This is a genomic window from Buchananella hordeovulneris, assembly GCF_001907235.1.
Classification (GTDB): domain Bacteria; phylum Actinomycetota; class Actinomycetes; order Actinomycetales; family Actinomycetaceae; genus Buchananella; species Buchananella hordeovulneris.
This window is the reverse complement of sequence record NZ_MQVS01000012.1, coordinates 54,185-69,922: the sequence shown is the minus strand read 5'-3', so window position 1 is coordinate 69,922 and position 15,738 is coordinate 54,185. Positions and strand designations below refer to the sequence as shown.

Annotated in this window: 16 protein-coding genes; 5 read left to right on the top strand and 11 right to left on the bottom strand. The window is 66.4% G+C overall.

The window, feature by feature from the left end; all coding sequences use genetic code 11:
* Nucleotides 1-325 precede the first annotated feature (325 nt).
* Nucleotides 326-703 carry a universal stress protein gene (locus tag BSZ40_RS10095; RefSeq protein WP_158020898.1) on the bottom strand — a complete coding sequence of 126 codons (378 nt, stop codon included), beginning with the start codon at nucleotides 701-703 and terminating at the stop codon, nucleotides 326-328.
* Between the two features lie 66 nt (nucleotides 704-769).
* On the opposite strand from BSZ40_RS10095, the gene BSZ40_RS10090 reads away from it, so the two are divergent.
* Entirely contained in the window at nucleotides 770-1,849 is a 1,080-nt protein-coding gene (locus BSZ40_RS10090) for a polyprenyl synthetase family protein (RefSeq protein WP_073825981.1), read from the top strand.
* 5 nt (nucleotides 1,850-1,854) lie between these two features.
* On the opposite strand, the gene BSZ40_RS10085 is transcribed toward BSZ40_RS10090, so the two are convergent.
* Entirely contained in the window at nucleotides 1,855-2,199 is a 345-nt protein-coding gene (locus BSZ40_RS10085) for an Rv2175c family DNA-binding protein (protein WP_073825978.1), read from the bottom strand.
* A gap of 55 nt (nucleotides 2,200-2,254) precedes the next feature.
* Between BSZ40_RS10085 and pknB the strand changes: the two genes are divergently transcribed.
* Nucleotides 2,255-4,300, top strand: coding sequence for a Stk1 family PASTA domain-containing Ser/Thr kinase (pknB, locus tag BSZ40_RS10080; protein WP_143180944.1), 2,046 nt, complete (start codon nucleotides 2,255-2,257; stop codon nucleotides 4,298-4,300).
* A gap of 36 nt (nucleotides 4,301-4,336) precedes the next feature.
* Here pknB and BSZ40_RS10075 read toward each other — a convergent pair whose 3' ends face one another.
* The 3 genes from BSZ40_RS10075 to BSZ40_RS10065 form a co-directional block, all read right to left on the bottom strand.
* The gene (locus BSZ40_RS10075; RefSeq protein WP_073825975.1) at nucleotides 4,337-5,677 is read right to left on the bottom strand and encodes a class II 3-deoxy-7-phosphoheptulonate synthase; all 1,341 of its coding nucleotides are present in this window, start codon (nucleotides 5,675-5,677) and stop codon (nucleotides 4,337-4,339) included.
* A gap of 117 nt (nucleotides 5,678-5,794) precedes the next feature.
* Entirely contained in the window at nucleotides 5,795-7,024 is a 1,230-nt protein-coding gene (locus BSZ40_RS10070) for a pyrophosphate--fructose-6-phosphate 1-phosphotransferase (protein WP_073825973.1), read from the bottom strand.
* Between the two features lie 109 nt (nucleotides 7,025-7,133).
* Entirely contained in the window at nucleotides 7,134-7,826 is a 693-nt protein-coding gene (locus tag BSZ40_RS10065; RefSeq protein ID WP_185695764.1) for a lysophospholipid acyltransferase family protein, read from the bottom strand.
* 52 nt (nucleotides 7,827-7,878) lie between these two features.
* Between BSZ40_RS10065 and BSZ40_RS11955 the strand changes: the two genes are divergently transcribed.
* A complete protein-coding gene (locus BSZ40_RS11955; protein ID WP_158020897.1) occupies nucleotides 7,879-8,280 on the top strand; it encodes a hypothetical protein in 402 nt (133 codons plus the stop codon).
* Nucleotides 8,281-8,309: 29 nt separating this feature from the next.
* Nucleotides 8,310-10,076: a DEDD exonuclease domain-containing protein gene (locus tag BSZ40_RS10055; protein WP_245794012.1), complete on the top strand. Its 1,767-nt coding sequence runs from the start codon at nucleotides 8,310-8,312 to the stop codon at nucleotides 10,074-10,076.
* Here BSZ40_RS10055 and trpD read toward each other — a convergent pair.
* Nucleotides 10,073-11,131 carry an anthranilate phosphoribosyltransferase gene (gene trpD / locus BSZ40_RS10050; protein WP_073825965.1) on the bottom strand — a complete coding sequence of 353 codons (1,059 nt, stop codon included), beginning with the start codon at nucleotides 11,129-11,131 and terminating at the stop codon, nucleotides 10,073-10,075. The two genes, BSZ40_RS10055 and trpD, sit on opposite strands and share 4 nt — an antisense overlap.
* Complete coding sequence (locus BSZ40_RS10045) at nucleotides 11,131-11,526, bottom strand: hypothetical protein (protein WP_073825962.1); 396 nt, start codon at nucleotides 11,524-11,526, stop codon at nucleotides 11,131-11,133. The genes trpD and BSZ40_RS10045 overlap by 1 nt, the downstream gene beginning before the upstream one ends.
* A gap of 132 nt (nucleotides 11,527-11,658) precedes the next feature.
* On the opposite strand from BSZ40_RS10045, the gene BSZ40_RS10040 reads away from it, so the two are divergent.
* The gene (locus BSZ40_RS10040) at nucleotides 11,659-12,270 is read left to right on the top strand and encodes a superoxide dismutase (RefSeq protein ID WP_073825960.1); all 612 of its coding nucleotides are present in this window, start codon (nucleotides 11,659-11,661) and stop codon (nucleotides 12,268-12,270) included.
* A 62-nt stretch (nucleotides 12,271-12,332) separates the two neighbouring features.
* Here the strand turns inward: BSZ40_RS10040 and BSZ40_RS10035 are convergent, their stop codons facing one another.
* From BSZ40_RS10035 to BSZ40_RS10020, 4 genes are all read right to left on the bottom strand, one after another.
* Entirely contained in the window at nucleotides 12,333-13,403 is a 1,071-nt protein-coding gene (locus BSZ40_RS10035; RefSeq protein WP_084542792.1) for an FKBP-type peptidyl-prolyl cis-trans isomerase, read from the bottom strand.
* 46 nt (nucleotides 13,404-13,449) lie between these two features.
* Entirely contained in the window at nucleotides 13,450-13,794 is a 345-nt protein-coding gene (erpA, locus tag BSZ40_RS10030; protein WP_073825955.1) for an iron-sulfur cluster insertion protein ErpA, read from the bottom strand.
* Between the two features lie 69 nt (nucleotides 13,795-13,863).
* On the bottom strand, nucleotides 13,864-14,355 hold the full coding sequence (locus tag BSZ40_RS10025; RefSeq protein ID WP_073825953.1) for a hypothetical protein: 492 nt from the start codon (nucleotides 14,353-14,355) through the stop codon (nucleotides 13,864-13,866).
* The gene (locus tag BSZ40_RS10020) at nucleotides 14,355-15,737 is read right to left on the bottom strand and encodes a dipeptidase (protein WP_073825951.1); all 1,383 of its coding nucleotides are present in this window, start codon (nucleotides 15,735-15,737) and stop codon (nucleotides 14,355-14,357) included. The genes BSZ40_RS10025 and BSZ40_RS10020 overlap by 1 nt, the downstream gene beginning before the upstream one ends.
* Nucleotide 15,738: the final 1 nt, after the last annotated feature.

Below are 15,738 nucleotides of genomic sequence, written 5' to 3'. Positions count from 1 at the left end.
TTCTTGGCGGGCTTGTCCTCACCCTCCACCGCCGCCTCGGCCTTCTTGGTGGCACGCTTGGTGGTCTTCTTGGCGGGCTTGTCCTCACCGCCCACCGGGACGACCGGCTGCTCGTCAGCGGACAGCTCGGCAGATTGTTGTTTCGCGGCACTCGGGGTCGACTTTGAGGGTGACAATCGTGGCCTTTCGACTGAAGAACTACTTACCGCGCACCGGCGGGAGGCCCGTCGGCGGGATGGAACGTCGCCGACATTATAAAAACGCGCTCACCTTATACGCAAATAACACGCTTTGTCAAGACGGTAACGCCTGATGCTGACGTCCGTCAAGAAGCCACCGTCAAAACTGGCACTGATGACTCCAGCAAAATACGTTTGGCGTGCTTCCCGAGCGCTAACGAGCCCTCGTGTGCCGACTTCATCAACCCAATGACGATGATCGTGGCCTGCACCTCGTCAACCAGCTCCAACACTTGCCCGGCAATATCCCCGTCGGGGCGGCCGTACCGAATTGCGGCGGGCAGGTTCGCAGCCTCGAAACGGTCCCACAGGTGGTCGGCTGCCTCCTGTGCCGACACCGCACCCTCGCGGTCGGACGGGGCTAGTAACACCACGAGCTTGTCCCCCATCGCCCCCACGATGCGCATCGCTTCGCGCAACGCCGCCTCTGACTCTTCCCCGTGGTAGGACAACAAAACAGCCATTTCAACCCCCGCGTATGGAAAACGTGCCAGCATGTTACCGCGCTCCCCCACGCTATCGTTGCCCCCATGCCAAACTGCTCGCCGTTTCGCGCGGCCGTCCGCCAGACAGTCGATGCCGATCTCTCGACACACGTGCGGCAGCTGCGGCAAGAATTTGCCGGATTGCCCGGTGCCGTCCAACTGCTAGATTTCGCGGAGAATTTGCTGGGTGGGGGGAAGCGGACCCGCGCGCAACTGCTGGCCCTGGGTTGGCTGTACGCCACCGGCGACGCTTCCCTCTCCCCTGCCCCCCGCGGTGGGGCCCTCGCCGTGGAGCTATTCCAAGCAGCAGCCCTCGTTCACGACGATCTCATGGATGCCTCAGCTACCCGCCGCGGTCAACCCACCGTGCATCGCGCGGCGGCCGCACAGCACGCCGCCAAACAACGGCGGGGCAGCGCTGACCAGTTTGGCGCGGCCGCCGCCATCTTGCTCGGCGATCTGCTACTGGTGCAGGCACAGCGCGAGTTTCGGCGAGCTGCCGGCGTCGTGCCGGAAGCCGAACCCGCCCTGCGGCAGTACGAGCAAATGGCCGCCGAGCTGCAACTCGGGCAGTTCTTGGATGTGCGTGCCCAAACTGAGCCGGTTGGCACTCCGGGTGGACTAGAGACGATCCTAGAAGTACTGGACTACAAGTCCGGGCGCTATTCAGTGGAGTATCCACTGGTGATTGGGGCCCTGTTGGGCGGCCTTTCTGCTCGGCAAGTGGAACCGTTACGCGCCTGGGCGCGCCCCCTGGGGATAGCGTTCCAGTTGCGAGACGACGCCCTAGGCGTCTTCGGCGACAGCCGCACCACTGGTAAACCCGCGGGGGGCGATATTCACGAGGGCAAACGCACCGCGCTGCTCGAACTGACGTGGCAACACACTGATGCCGCCGGACGGGCCCTGCTAACAGACGTCTATTCCACGCCTACCCCCGCTCAGGCGCAGGTGCAGGCCGTGAGTGAACTCATGCGCACTAGCGGAGGCGAGGCGGCCCACGAGACGCTGATCGCCCAGCAGGTGGCGGCTGCCACCGCGGCACTGGCCAACCTGCCGCAGGGGCAGGCCCCGCGGGCGCTATTTGCCGAATTCGCTACCGCACTCACTGCCCGCTCTGCGTAGGGGCGCTACAACGCCAGGCAGGCTGCCACCCGGCGTACCTCGTGCACGCGCCCGGCCCGCAGGGCCGCAATCGGGCTCGTCCCAAGCGAGTCGTTTTCAGCTAGCAGCCACTCCACGGCCTCTGCCTCGTTCATTCCACCGTCCAGCAACAAGATCACCGTGCCCCGCAGTGCCGCCACCGGGGTGACCGGCCGGGCCTGCTCATCCAAAAAGCACCGCGGAATGCGGCGCACCTTGTCGGCGCCCACGCTGGCCAGCAGCGTGTGATCTTGCAAGTAAGAGCGCACCACCTGGTGGCGCACTCCCAACAATTCAGCTACCTCAACCACGGGAAGCAATTCACAATCCATGGCGCAACCGTAGCGCCTGCCCGACCGAGCGCGCGCCACTAGATAGCATGCGGTTGTGGTTTGCGCACCGAACGATGAGTCTTTGCCGTCCCCTGCCGAGGGGGCGGCCCCCGCCGAACAGTCATCGGCATCCGCCGCTGGACAGCCCCCCGCGGCAGAATCCACCGACACCCTTGCGCGTTCTGAACGGCCCGTTGGGCAGGAAGATCCGCTCCTGGGCACGTTGGTGGACGGCCGCTACCTGGTGCAGCAACGCATCGATATCGGTGGTATGTCCACGGTCTATCGCGCCCTTGATCGCCGCCTGGACCGGCTTGTAGCTTTGAAGATCCTGCACCCCACCTATGCCCAGACTCCCGACTTCTTGGAGCGCTTTCAGCGCGAAGCCCGCAGCGCAGCCCGTCTGGCACACTCCGGCGTCGTCGCCGTGTACGACCAGGGCAGCGATGGCCAGCTGACGTACCTGGCTATGGAGTACATAGCAGGTCCAAACCTCCGCACCCACCTCCGTCGGCGCGGCACCCTGAGCCTGGGGCAGGCGTTGGCTATCACCGAGCATGTGCTTAATGCCTTGGCGGCGGCCCATCGCATCGGCTTGGTGCACCGGGATATTAAGCCCGAGAACGTGCTGCTGCCGCGCGAAGGCGGCGTCAAGGTCGCAGACTTTGGGCTGGCGCGGGCAGTAACTCAGGCCACCAACGCTGTCGGCGGGGTCCTCGGGACGGTGGCGTACCTGGCTCCCGAGGTAATCAGCGAAGCCACCCCCGATGCGCGGGCTGACATCTACTCCGTCGGCGTGATGCTCTACGAGCTGATTACGGGGCGCCAGCCCCTGACGGGGCAGACCCCCGTTGCGGTGGCTTTTAAGCACCTCAACGAGGGAGTGCCCGCTCCTTCCCTCAGCGTGCCGTGGCTGCCCACTGAGGTCGATGAGGTGGTGGCTGCGCTCACCACGTTGAGTCCCGACGAGCGCCCCGCGGACGGGGCTGCGGCACTTGCGCTCGTGCGCAGGTGCCGGGAACAGTTGGACGCGGACACGCTCGCCAGGCGCGCGGCTGCCCCCAGTCAGGTCGACGCGGCCGCCCCCACCGAACAGCTCAGCAGTGAACGGCCAGGCGCCACGGCTGTGTTGCCGAAGATAGAGGTGGCGCGCCTGCCTGCCTCCGCAGCGGCTCCTGAGCGCCGCCCCCACAAGGTGCGGGAGCGGCGCAACACCAGCTGGATCGTGACTGCCGTGGTGCTCCTCGCCCTAGCTGCTGTCGGCGGGATCTTCGCGACCTGGTACTACCAGAACGGCCCGGGCGCCTACTCTTCCATCCCTAAGGTGGCGGGCATCAGTGAGAGCGAAGCTCGCTCAGCCCTGGAGTTCGAAGGCTTTGCGACCCTGACCACCCAACGCCACGACGATGAGGTGGCCAAGGGCAATGTCATCTCCTCCAAACCTGCCGCCGGCGAACGGCTCAAACGGGGCCAGACAGTAACCCTGGAGGTTTCTCTGGGAAAGGAGCAGGTGACGGTGCCTGACGTCACTGGCCGCACCGTCTCCAACGCCACCGATATCTTGCGCAGCAATCGCCTGGGGGCAGCCTCGGTGCGCCGCGAGGAGTACTCCGCTGAAGTCGAGGCCGGGGTCATTATCGCCACCGACCCCACGGCGGGCACCCGGGTGGACCATTCCAGCGAGGTGACACTGGTGGTGTCGCTGGGCCCCAAGCCGGTGCCAGTGCCGAGCGTGGTGTCCATGGAGAAGCAAAAAGCGCAGGAGACTTTGGAGGCAGCGGGCTTCACCGTGCAGCTAGCCGAGGAGTATCACGACGACGTGCCCGCGGGACACGTCATTTCCCAGGATCCGCAAGCCGCTACGGACCTGGTGCCCGGCTCGCCCGTCAGTCTGTTGCTCTCTAAAGGCCCCGCCCTGGTGGAGATCCCCAACCTGATCGGCAAGAATATAGATGAAGGGGTGAAGGAACTGGAGGGCCTGGGCCTGGTGGTGAAAACGGATGCGGTCATCGGCGGTCTTTTCGGCACTATTCGGTCTCTCGACCCGGCACCGGGCACCCAGGTGCCGATAGGCAGCACCGTCACCGTCCGCTACGTCTAGCCGTGGGGGCGCGCCGCCCTTCCGCGCCCCCACCCGTCACTGGCTCCGCAACATCTCCGCCAGCAGGAAGGCCAACTCGAGTGACTGCTGGTGGTTCAGCCGCGGGTCAACCAGAGTTTCGTAGCGCCGAGCCAGGGCCCCGTCGTCGATCTCCTCGGCTCCCCCAAGTACCTCGGTGACGTCGTCGCCAGTCAGCTCCACGTGAATGCCGCCGGGGACGGTCCCCACCTGCTGGTGCGCGGCGAAGAATCCTTCCACCTCCGCCAGGATCGTGTCGAAGTTCCGGGTCTTGTAGCCCGAGGCCGAGCTGATCGTATTGCCGTGCATCGGATCACACACCCACACAACGGGGCGGCCATCAGCCTGCATCGCCGCCAGCAGCGGCGGCAGGTGTTCGGTGATTGCGGCGGCACCCATGCGGGTGATGAACGTCAGCCGCCCTTCCTCGCCGTGCGGGTTGAGCTTGTCCACCAGCGCCCGCAACTCGTCAGCGGAGGCCTGCGGACCGACCTTGACGCCCAACGGATTGCGCACGTGGCGCAGCATCTCCACGTGCGCCCCGTCCAGCTCGCGGGTGCGCTCCCCGATCCAGAGAAAGTGGGCGGAGGTGTTGTATAGCTCGCCGGAGCGGGAGTCCACCCGGGTCATGGCGTCCTCGTACTCCAAAAGCAGCGCTTCGTGCGACGAGTAGAAGTCGACGGTGCGCAGCCGATCGAAGTCGACACCGGCCGCCTCCATGAAGCGCATGGCCCGATCGATCTCCCCCGCCAGCTGCTCGTAGCGGGCGTAGGCCGGGTTGGCGGTAAAACCCCGATTCCACTGGTGAACGTGGCGCAGGTCGGCGTAGCCCCCCATCGTGAACGCCCGAATGAGGTTGAACGACGTGGCGCTGCGCTGGTAGGCATCCAGCAGGCGCGTCGGGTCGGGGGTGCGCGCGGCAGGCGTGAACAAGTGTCCATTGACTGCGTCACCCCGGTAGGACGGCAGCGTTACCCCGGCGCGGGTCTCCAGATCGGCACTGCGTGGCTTGGCATACTGCCCGGCCATGCGCCCCATCTTGATGATCGGGAGGGACGCCCCGTAGGTGAGGACCACCGCCATCTGCAAGATCGTCTGGATCTTCAACCGTAGGTGGTCAGCTGTCGACTCCGCGAAGGTCTCCGCGCAATCGCCGCCGGTGAGCACGAAAGCCTCCCCCCGGCTGGCCTGCGCTAGGCGTTCCCGGAGGGCATCCACCTCCCCGGCAAAAACCAGCGGCGGACGTGTACGCAATTCCGCCACGACGGCGGCCACCTGCGCCGCATCCGGATAGGCAGGCTGCTGGCGCGCAGGCAGACTTCGCCAGGTGGCGGGCAACGGACTGGGTTTCTCGTTCACGCGGCCAGGATACTGAAACGATGTCGGTCTGCCGCGCGACGTCTCACAGACAGAAGCCCCACACGTGCGCCGGGGGCGGGCGGGGCAGCCGCTGCCCGCCCGCCCCCGGGACAGTGCTCAGTGTCCGGCAGGCGCGTCAGCCGGCACCAGGTCCTGCCCGAGCTCGGCCAGCATCTCCACAAACCACGGTGCGGTGATGTCGAACGGCTTGCCGCCTGCGATACGGGGGAAGGGGATCGACTTCAGCCGGTCACCGTCTTCCTCGTCGTGGCCAATCACCCCGGCCTTGCCTTCAAAGGCCGACTGCACCGCGAGGTCCGCCATCGACTTGATCAGCAGCTGGTCGCGCACATTGGCAGCCGCCGACCGCGAGAAGTAGCCCGACTTTTGCACCATCACCTTCTCGGCTCCGATGCGGGCCGCAAACTGCTTGGCAAACCACTGGCCCGGGTTAATGGTGTCGAGCTTGACGTGGCCGAACGGGTCGCGCTGTACCTCTTCGCCCGCAGCTTCCATCTCGGCGATGATCTCCGGCACCCCGGCACCCTCAGACAGGAAGATGTTGACGTTGCCCTTGGCATCCATGACGGCTTTGAGGCGGGCGGCCTCCTTGTCCAGGTCGATCTTCATCTCGGGCAGGAAGATGGCGTCGATGTCCCACCGTTCCTGGCTCAAGCCAATGGAGGGGGCCCACTCGACGGTCTGCAACCAGCGCCGGTATTCGGCGGAGGCAGCAGCGGTCAGCCACCCGCAGTTGCGGCCCATGACCTCGTGCACGATCAGCATGCGCGGGTTGGAACGGTGCTCACCGATGATATTGCGCGCAAACTCTGCGGCCTCCTCGGCTGCGGTCCAGGCGCCGAGGGACTGGCGGATCGGCACCACGTCGTTATCGATCGTCTTGGGCAGCCCCACCACGGTCAATGCGTAGTCGTTCTCGGCCAAGTAGGCCGCGAGGTCGGCGGCGGTGGTGTTGGTGTCGTCACCGCCGATGGTGTGCAACACATCCACCCCGTCCCGCCGCAACTGCTCGGCGGCCACCTCCAACGGGTTCTGGCCTTCCTCCACCAACCCCCGCTCCACCAGGTTCTTGGCGTTGGTGAGCTTGACGCGGGAGTTGCCGATAGGCGATCCCCCAAAGTTGTGGAGCAGATGCGCCTTCTGGCGGGCCTCGTCGTCGATCACGATCTTGTTGCCCGTCAGCAGGCCGTGGTAGCCGTACTGGTAAGCAATGATCTCGACTTCGGGAGCGATCTCGGTGTAGCGCGAAATGAGGCTACCGATAGCAGAAGACAAGCAGGGGGCGAAGCCACCGGCAGTCAACAAAGCAACGCGACGAACCGTCATTGATTACCTTCCATTTGCGGGCACACGGCCCGGGGGTGCCGCTGCGCGGCGAGGACTCCCTAAGTCTATGCAATACTCACGCCGCTGCCTGCCTGCCAAAGTCCCGGCGCTAGCCGCGCTCTTCGCGGGCGATCTCGGCTTTGCGGGTAGCGGCGTACATGTCGACGTATTCCTGGGCAGACAGCGCCTGGATGGCGGTCATTATCTCGTCGGTGACCGCCCGCAGGGTGGCGGCATCTTCGGCCTTGTCCTGCAGGTGGGTAAAGGTGAGCGGTGACCCGATCCGCAAACCGACGCGCGACCCCAGTTTGGGCAGCCGTTTACCGATCGGTTGCGCCAGGTGCGAGTCGATCATGGCGATCGGTACGACCGGCACACCGGAGGCCAACGCGAGGCGGGCCACACCGGTCTTGCCGCGATACAGGCGCCCGTCTGGGCTGCGGGTGCCCTCCGGGTAGATGCCGAAAGCCTTGCCTTCTCGCAGCACCGCCAGCCCCGCCTCCAGGGCGGCCCGCGCCGCGTTGCCACCTGCTCGATCCACCGGAATGACGCCGACGCCCTTCATGAAGGCCCGCACGAACGCCCCCTTAAGGCCCTTGCCGGTGAAGTAGTCGCTCTTGCCTAGGAAGTAGACGTCCCGCCCCGCCAACAGTGGAGTGAAGAAGGAGTCGATGACGGCCAAGTGGTTGGAGGCGAGGATCACCGGGCCGGTGCGCGGGAGGTTTTCTTTCCCCTCCACCCACAGGCGATAGCTCAGGCGCATGAGGGGACCGAGAGTGAAACGCATAACGTGGTAAAGCACGACCAGCCTTCCGATACAGCTTAGGGAGCGCCGTTAGTCTAGGGTGCGCACTATGGGCAAGGGGAATCGTATGCGCCGGGACGACGAATTTGACGAGCTGATCTCCCAAGTGGCGGATGATCCGGAGTTCTCGCGCCTGGGAGCGGGCCGGGCCGGGGCAGTTGGGGCGCCGGCGGCGGGCCCGCGCGACTACGTGCTTGCCGACCCCGCCGACGACTTCGTGCCGACCGCGCCGCCAATCAGCAGCGGGGCCCGCAGCCGGGTGGTGGCGGGTTGGTTGCTGCTGGGTGGGGGCCTCATACTCGCGGTGCTTGCCAGCGTATTCCTCACCGGCCTGGCGCGCTCCCTGGTGGGGTTGCCGGGACTGGCGGGCCTAGCGGTCGGGTTTGTGCTGTTGCTCACTAGCATGCGCCGAGCCAGCGCCGCCGATGCCGACGACGGGGCCGTGGTGTGAATGTGAGCGGCTCCCCGTAGGGTGGAGCCGTGGTGCGTGATCCTTTCGAGCTGGCGGGCGATCCACACAGCGACGGCCCGGCGCTGCAGCTTTCCCTGCAGGGGCTGTCAACGCCGCTGTCGGAAGTGACTTTCGTGGTGGTGGACCTGGAGACCACCGGCACCTCAGCCCACCGCCACGCCATAACTGAGATTGGCGCGGTCAAGGTGCGTGGGGGCGAAGTGTTGGGAGAGTTCGGCACCCTGGTCAATCCGGGCACGAGCATTCAGCCCCAGATCACAGCATTAACTGGTATCACCAACGCGATGGTGGCCACCGCGCCACCGCTTGCCAGCGCCTATCCCGCATTTTTGGAGTTTGCGGGTTTGGACAGGGCGGACACCGTGCTGGTCGCCCACAACGCCCCGTTCGATGTCGGCTTCCTGAAGGCGGCGGCGGCCACGCTAGGCTACGACTGGCCGCAGCCGCTGATTTTGGACACGGTGACATTGGCCCGGCGGTCCCTGCGCGGGCAGGTACCCAACCATCGACTGGCGACCCTGGCTCGTTATTTCGGGGCTGCCACCACGCCGAACCACCGAGCCTTGGACGACGCGCGCGCGACGGTCGACGTGCTCCACGGACTGCTGGAACAGCTAGCCCCCCTCGGGGTCACTCACCTGGCGGACCTGCCACACGCGGCCGACCCGGTACCGGCCCGGCGGCGCCGCAAGTCCCGCCTCGCTGACCAGCTCCCCACCTCACCCGGTGTGTATCTGTTTGTTGACGCCGCTGAGCAAGTCCTCTACGTGGGAGCAGCCACCTGCCTCCGGAGCCGGGTGCGCTCCTACTTCACCGCGGCCGAGAAGCGTTCCCTCATCGGGCCGATGCTGGATCTGGCGCATGCCGTGCGGCACATCGAGTGCGCTACCGCCCTGGAGGCTCACGTGCAGGAGTTGCGACTGATCGCCGAACTATCCCCGCCCTACAATCGCCGCTCCAAGCATCCCCACCGGCAAAAGTGGCTGGCGCTTACCGCGGAGACTCACCCCCGGCTGACACTGACGCGCAATGTGCCGTTAGCAGACGTGGAGCGGGCAATTGGCCCGTTCGCAGGGCGGCGGGCTGGCGAATTGGCAGCCGCGGCCTTGACGGACCTGGTGCCGTTGCGACGGTGCACCACCCGGCTGCCCGCTGCCCCCACGGCGACTGCGCAGGCCTGTCCCCTGCTGGAGTTGCGCAAGTGTCTGGCCCCCTGCCTGCCTGCCGCTGCCCGGCCTGCCTGGACACACTGCCAGTCCGATCCCGTGGCGACCGCCGTCTCAATGCTGGCGCACACCCCCGCAGCGCTCATCCTGCCCACCCTGCGGCAAATACGGCAGCTGGCTGAGCAATTGCGCTACGAGGAGGCGGGGCAAGTCACCGCGCGGCTGGCCGCATTTGTACGCGGCGCGGCCCGCGCCGAACAATTGCGCCCCCTCTTTGCCGCCGACCAGATCGTGGCCGCTCGTCGGCGGGAGGGCGGCGGCTGGGAGCTAGTTGTCATCCGTTACGGCCGCCTGGCGGCCGTGGGGGTGAGCGGCCCCGGGGAGGATCCGCGCCCCCTCGTCGCGCACTTACAAGCCACGGCCGAACCGGTGCCCGCACCGACACGGGTCGGTGGGGCCGCCAGCGCCGAAGAAACCGGGCTGCTGGCGGCCTGGTTGTACGCCCCCGGCACGCGCCTGGTGGAAGTAGCGGGCGCGGTGCCGCTGGCGGTGAGTATCAGCGGAGCCAGCCGCCACCTAACCCTGCTGGCGGGCAGCCCAGCAGACTAGGCCCGCTCTTGACTGGCCCGCACCCACTGCGCCAGCACGGCTGCGGCCGCCCCAGAATCCACGGCGGCGGCGACGCGCACCAGGTTAACTTGGAGACGCTCCCGCAGCGCCGCAGGGCCGTGTTCAGCTAGTTCGTAGGTGGTTAGGGCACCGGCCGCATTAAGGAGCACCGTGTCGCGCACAGGCCCTTGCTGGCCTGCCAGCAGATCCCGCACTACCTGCGCGTTGAACTGCGGATCGCCTCCCCGCAAGTCCGCCACCGTGGAAGGAGCGAGGCCCAGCTCCGCCACCGCATCCAGTTCCAAGTGCGTTACCTGGCCGCCGGTGGCCACCCATAAGTCGTTAACTGCCGCGGTTGTTAATTCGTCTAGGCCGTTGCGGGCCCGGAAGACAATGGCGTCCTGCCCCCGCCGGGCAAAGACATCGGCCATGATGGGGGCCAGCGGCTGCCGGGCACAGCCAATGAAGTTTGCCCGCGGCTGGGCCGGGTTGACTAACGGTCCGAGCACGTTGAAAACAGTGGGCACCCCCAGCTCCCGCCGCACCTGCGCCACGTGCCGCATCGCCGGGTGGAAAACGTTAGCAAAGCAGAATCCCAAGCCGACATCGGTGAAGATCGAGGCCACCACCTCCGGGGAATCGGACAGATCTACCCCCAATTCCGCCAACACGTCGGCCGAGCCACACTTGGAGGTAGAGGCCCGGTTGCCGTGTTTCACCACCGGGGTGCCGGTGGCGGCCACCACCAGCGCGGCCATGGTCGAGACGTTCACGGAGTGCGCCCCGTCCCCTCCGGTGCCCACCAGGTCCACCGCCTCGTGGGTGCCCACCTCCAGCTTGATCGCGTGATCGAGCATCACGGCGGCCAAGGCCCCGATCTCCTCCGCGCTCGGCCCCTTGGCAGACAAAGCCACCAAGAAGGAGGCCAGGTGTACCGGGGAGGTGCGCCCGGACATGATCTGGTCCATTGCCCAGGACGCCTCGGCGGGCGTCAAATCCTGCCGGGCCACCAAGTGCGACAGAACTTGGGGCCAATCAATAACTGCCTGGGGCATCAGGCTGCCTGCCCGTCTGCCACTGCGGCCGCGATGGCCTCCTGCAAAGTCAGCGGATTCAACGGTTCACTCACCACCGCCCGCGCCCCGGACCAGGTGGCTAACCATTCGTCCTGCTGCCGGGCCACCAGCACGATCACTGGCGGAACCTTCTCCAGTTCCTGCGCCAGTTCTTTCGCCAGTCCCATGCCGCCCAACTTGGCGGCCTCCCCGTCGAGCACCAAGGTCGCGAAGTCGCGTTCGGCGAGCGCCTGCCGCACCCCCTCTGGGGTGGCCGCCTCCATCCAGCGCGATGGGGCCAAGCCTTTGCCTGCCCGGCGGCCCACTGCCCGGATCACGGCCTGGCGCACCGAGGCGTCGTCGCTATAAACCAACAAGTCGGTGTACTGACTCATGTCCAACCTTTCATGCCCACACGCAACGTCCGGGCTAATCGTAGCGGCCGGACTTCGCCCCGCGTTGCCAAAGCCGCTAGGGTGAGGTTGGGACCTGAGTCCCACCATCTCTGTCTTTCATTAAGGAGAACCATGGGCGTCTACACGCTGCCTGAGCTTGACTACGAATACTCCGCCCTCGAGCCGTTCATCTCCGCCACCATCATGGAGTTGCACCACTCCAAGCACCACCAGGCTTACGTCGATGGGGCCAACGCCGCATTGGCCAAACTGGAAGAGGCGCGCGCGGCCGGCGACTGGGCCGCCATCAACCTGTACGAAAAGAACCTGGCCTTCCACCTGGGCGGTCACACCAACCACTCCATCTTCTGGAAGAACCTCACCCCTAACGCGGCTGAGGCTCCTAGCGGCGAGCTGGCGGACAAGATCGCCGCTGACTTTGGTTCGTTCGACGCGTTCAAGGCCCACTTCGGAGCGGCAGCCCTCGGCCTGCAGGGCTCCGGCTGGGCGGTGCTGGCCCTCGACGCCGTGTCCGGCAAGCTGGTTATCTTCCAGCTGACCGATCAGCAGGGCAACATCCCGGTGGCTACCCAGCCGTTGCTCATGCTCGACATGTGGGAGCACGCTTTCTACCTGGACTACAAGAACGTCAAGGCCGACTACGTCAAGGCGTTCTGGCACGTGGTCAACTGGGACGACGTGGCGGCGCGCCTGGCGCGCGCTACCACCGCGCAGCTGGTCTGATTGCGGCGGAGAAACAACTGTGGGGCCGGGATTTTCCCGGCCCCACAGTTATGCGTCCAGCACTAGTCCCGGCTGACGGGACCCGCCACGCTGACCACCTCGACTACCGCAACCGACGGGCCAACCGCGCCATCGTCCGGCAGCAGCATCGCGAAACGGGCACCCACCTGCTGGCCGACCAACTCCTTGAACAGCGGCTGGTTCGCGATCGGCACCTGGTTACGCGAAAAGTCCTTGTCTTGCCACGTGTTGCTCAGCACCTTGCCGTCCGGTACCGCCACCTGCTTAATCGCTAGGGTGATCACGTCGTCGGCCTTTAGCTCTTGCCCGGTGCCGGAGGACAGCAGCCGCAGCGCCACCTCGGTGGGAGCCGCCGCGTCCTTGTTCACCACGATCTCGGGTTCACTACCGAGCTCACCTTCCATCTTGAATGGCAAGTCGGCAGGCGGCTCGAGCAGTTGGCCCCCCTTGGAGGCGGTCAACAACTCGGCGGGCTTCTCGGCGGCCACCAGATCCACGATGAACACCAGGGTCTCGTTGGGCTTTATCTTGTCTCCCGCCCCGGCTTCGCCGTAGCCGAGAGAAGCCGGAATGGTCAACGCCACCCGGTCGCCGAGCTTGCGGCCAGCCAGCCCTTCAGTCCACCCCTTAATGACCCCCCGGCCTTCCTCCGAGACCAGCTCGAAACGCAGAGGCTCCGGCCGGTCGAACGACGTGTCAAACACCACGCCGTCCCAAGTCTTGCCGTAGTAATCGGCCGTCAACCAGTCGCCCTTTTCCACCACCGGGCCGTCACCCTCGAGCAAAACATCGACCTTGAGTTCCTTCGGTGCCGCACCCGCGAAAGTTATGACCGGGCATTGGCCGCGCCCGCCCTGTACCTTGGCCGCTCCCCCAGCGATCTCTTTTTCCAGGGACGGCTTGGCGTCCTGCCCAGTTTTCAGGTCGAAAACACCCTCTGCGGTCGCGCAGGTCCGCTGTTCCTGCGCGGCCGAAGTCGAGGCGGAGGCGGATGCCACCGCCGACGGGCTGGTTGACTGGCCTGCCTGCCCACCTGCAGTGGAACAGGCAGTAAGTGCCAGGGTGCTGGCGGCCAAAACGGCCAAATAACTACGGCGCAATGGTCTCTCCATCGTCAATACTTGGGGCGCCAGGCCGACGCCACGGGGGCAGGGAAGATTAGTTGAAGGAGTCGCCGCAGGCGCACGAGCCCTTGGCGTTCGGGTTGTCGATCGTGAAACCCTGCTTCTCGATCGTGTCAGCAAAGTCAATGGTCGCCCCGGCCAGGTACGGCACGCTCATGCGGTCCACAACGACCTCGACGCCAGAGAAGTCCCGGATGGCGTCGCCGTCCTGCACTCGTTCGTCGAAGTAGAGCTGGTAGATCAAGCCAGAGCACCCTCCGGGCTGCACCGCTACCCGCAAACGCAAGTCGTCGCGGCCTTCCTGTTCGAGCAGCGAGCGCACCTTGGTGGCGGCGGCGTCGGTCAGAGTCACATCATGCGTGGCAACAGCTTCAGTCATGTCTTCCTGCTTTCGGTTAGGCCGTCGCGATTCTACGCTTTTTGTCGGCCCAGAACGAACCTTGGGTTATCAAGTTGCCCACGTGCGCGCCAGGCGGGCGGCGGCACGGTGAGCCTGCGCTGGCTCAACGTCCGGCACTACCCCGTTGTTCCCCGTCTCCGCGTCGGAGGCCAGCGCCACCACGTGCGTGAGCGGAATGTCGGCGTATTCCCGGCGCACCACCTCGCTGCGTCCCGCCAACACGAGGCAGGGCACAGCCAGTTCCGCCGCGGCGGCGGCAAATTGGGTGACGGGGGTGGGGTCGGCGGCCCCGCCAGCCCGGTGGTCGAGGTTGGCGACCACCACCAGCACCAGATCGGTGGTGGTCGCCAACTCGGCAGGCAGCGGCGGGGCCTGCAGCGTGATGCCGGTGAATTGTTTGTCCCGTACTTGGGGAGCCACCACGGAGGAGGAGATCTCCCACGTGGCGGGGGCCACCGAGTCCCAACCGGCCTGCACGGCCCGGGCTAGCCGTGTCGCCGCCTGCGCCTCCGCCGCGCAGGCGTGCAGCCGGATCTGCATCAGATTTGCCCCGCCAACCGGGCCAGGAACAGCGCCTGCGCCCCCACGATCTTGCGCAGCGACTCGATGTCCAGACTCTCGTCCTCCGAATGTGCCTTGGAATGGGGGTCCTCTACGCCCGTGACGAGGATCTCCGCCTGGGGGTAGGTGTCGCGGAAGGTGGAGATAAACGGGATCGAACCGCCCATGCCAATGCCGACAGGGGCCTCGCCGTAGGCCCGCTCTAGGGCCCAACGCTTGGCGCTCGCTGCGGCGCCGCTGACGTCGGCCGCGAACGCCGGTCCCAGGTCCCCGGGGGTGACCGTCACCTCGGCGCCGAAGGGGGCGTGGTTTTGCAGGTGGCTAACCAGGGCGTCCATCGCGGTCGCGGTGTCCTGGCCGGGCGCCACTCGCAGTGAGATGGCGGCCCGGCACGCCGGGGCTATGGTGTTGGAGGCATTGGCGACGCTGGTGGCATCCAGTCCGATGACGCTGACTGCTGGCTTGGTCCACAGGCGGGCCGCCAGGTCGCCGGTGCCGGCCAGCTGTACCCCGTCCCGTAGCCCAGCGTCGGCACGGAAGGTCTCTTCGGCGTAGTCGACCTCGGCGTCGTCGCGGGCCACCAAACCGGCGATGGCCACGTCCCCGTTTTCGTCGTGCAAAGTGGCAATCAGGCGCGCCATGAGGGTGACGGCATCCAGGATGGGCCCCCCGAACATGCCCGAGTGCAACGCACCGTCGGTGACCCGCAGTTCCACCTGGCAATCGACTACCCCCCGCAAGGAGGTCGTCAGTGCTGGGGTGGTGGTGGTCCAGTTTGCCGAGTCGGCGACGACGATGACGTCGGCAGCCAGCTCCGCCTGGTGTGCGGTCAAGAAGTTGGCGAAAGATGGCGAACCGGACTCCTCCTCCCCCTCGATAAAGACGGCCACCCCCAGGGGCAGCTCGGGGCCAAAGACGTCCCGGAGGGCGCGCAGCGCCCCCAGGTGCGCGATGATGCCCGCTCCGTCGTCGGCGCTACCGCGCCCATACAGGCGGCCGTCGCGGCGGACTGGCACGAACGGCCCGGGGGTGGACCAGGCCTCCGCCTCGCCCCCGGGTTGCACGTCGTGATGGGCGTAGAGCAAAACCGTGGGGGTGCCCGCCACCGTCGGACTAGTGGCGATCACGGCGGGACGGCCGGGGGTGCCATCCGGGTTGCTGCCGCGGGTGATGTGGGCTTGCAGCCCAATTTCTGTTAGCCGCTCGGCCACGAAGCGGGCGGAGTCTTCGAGGGTGGATTGGTCGAAGCTGGCCGACGAGACCGACGGGATGCGGATGAAGTCCTCTAGGTCCTGCAGGGCTTGCTCGAAGCGGGCATCGACGGCAGCTAGTAACGCGGCAACGGTGGGCGATTCAGTCATG

Bases quoted from the DNA above. Each gene is read 5' to 3' on its own strand.
- BSZ40_RS10095 (WP_158020898.1), bottom strand. From the start codon at position 703: ATGGCTGTTTTGTTGTCCTACCACGGGGAAGAGTCAGAGGCGGCGTTG.
- BSZ40_RS10090 (WP_073825981.1), top strand. From the start codon at position 770: ATGCCAAACTGCTCGCCGTTTCGCGCGGCCGTCCGCCAGACAGTCGAT.
- BSZ40_RS10085 (WP_073825978.1), bottom strand. From the start codon at position 2,199: ATGGATTGTGAATTGCTTCCCGTGGTTGAGGTAGCTGAATTGTTGGGA.
- BSZ40_RS10070 (WP_073825973.1), bottom strand. From the start codon at position 7,024: ATGACGGTTCGTCGCGTTGCTTTGTTGACTGCCGGTGGCTTCGCCCCC.
- BSZ40_RS11955 (WP_158020897.1), top strand. From the start codon at position 7,879: ATGGGCAAGGGGAATCGTATGCGCCGGGACGACGAATTTGACGAGCTG.
- trpD (WP_073825965.1), bottom strand. From the start codon at position 11,131: ATGCCCCAGGCAGTTATTGATTGGCCCCAAGTTCTGTCGCACTTGGTG.
- BSZ40_RS10045 (WP_073825962.1), bottom strand. From the start codon at position 11,526: ATGAGTCAGTACACCGACTTGTTGGTTTATAGCGACGACGCCTCGGTG.
- BSZ40_RS10040 (WP_073825960.1), top strand. From the start codon at position 11,659: ATGGGCGTCTACACGCTGCCTGAGCTTGACTACGAATACTCCGCCCTC.
- BSZ40_RS10035 (WP_084542792.1), bottom strand. From the start codon at position 13,403: ATGGAGAGACCATTGCGCCGTAGTTATTTGGCCGTTTTGGCCGCCAGC.
- erpA (WP_073825955.1), bottom strand. From the start codon at position 13,794: ATGACTGAAGCTGTTGCCACGCATGATGTGACTCTGACCGACGCCGCC.
- BSZ40_RS10025 (WP_073825953.1), bottom strand. From the start codon at position 14,355: ATGCAGATCCGGCTGCACGCCTGCGCGGCGGAGGCGCAGGCGGCGACA.
- BSZ40_RS10020 (WP_073825951.1), bottom strand. From the start codon at position 15,737: ATGACTGAATCGCCCACCGTTGCCGCGTTACTAGCTGCCGTCGATGCC.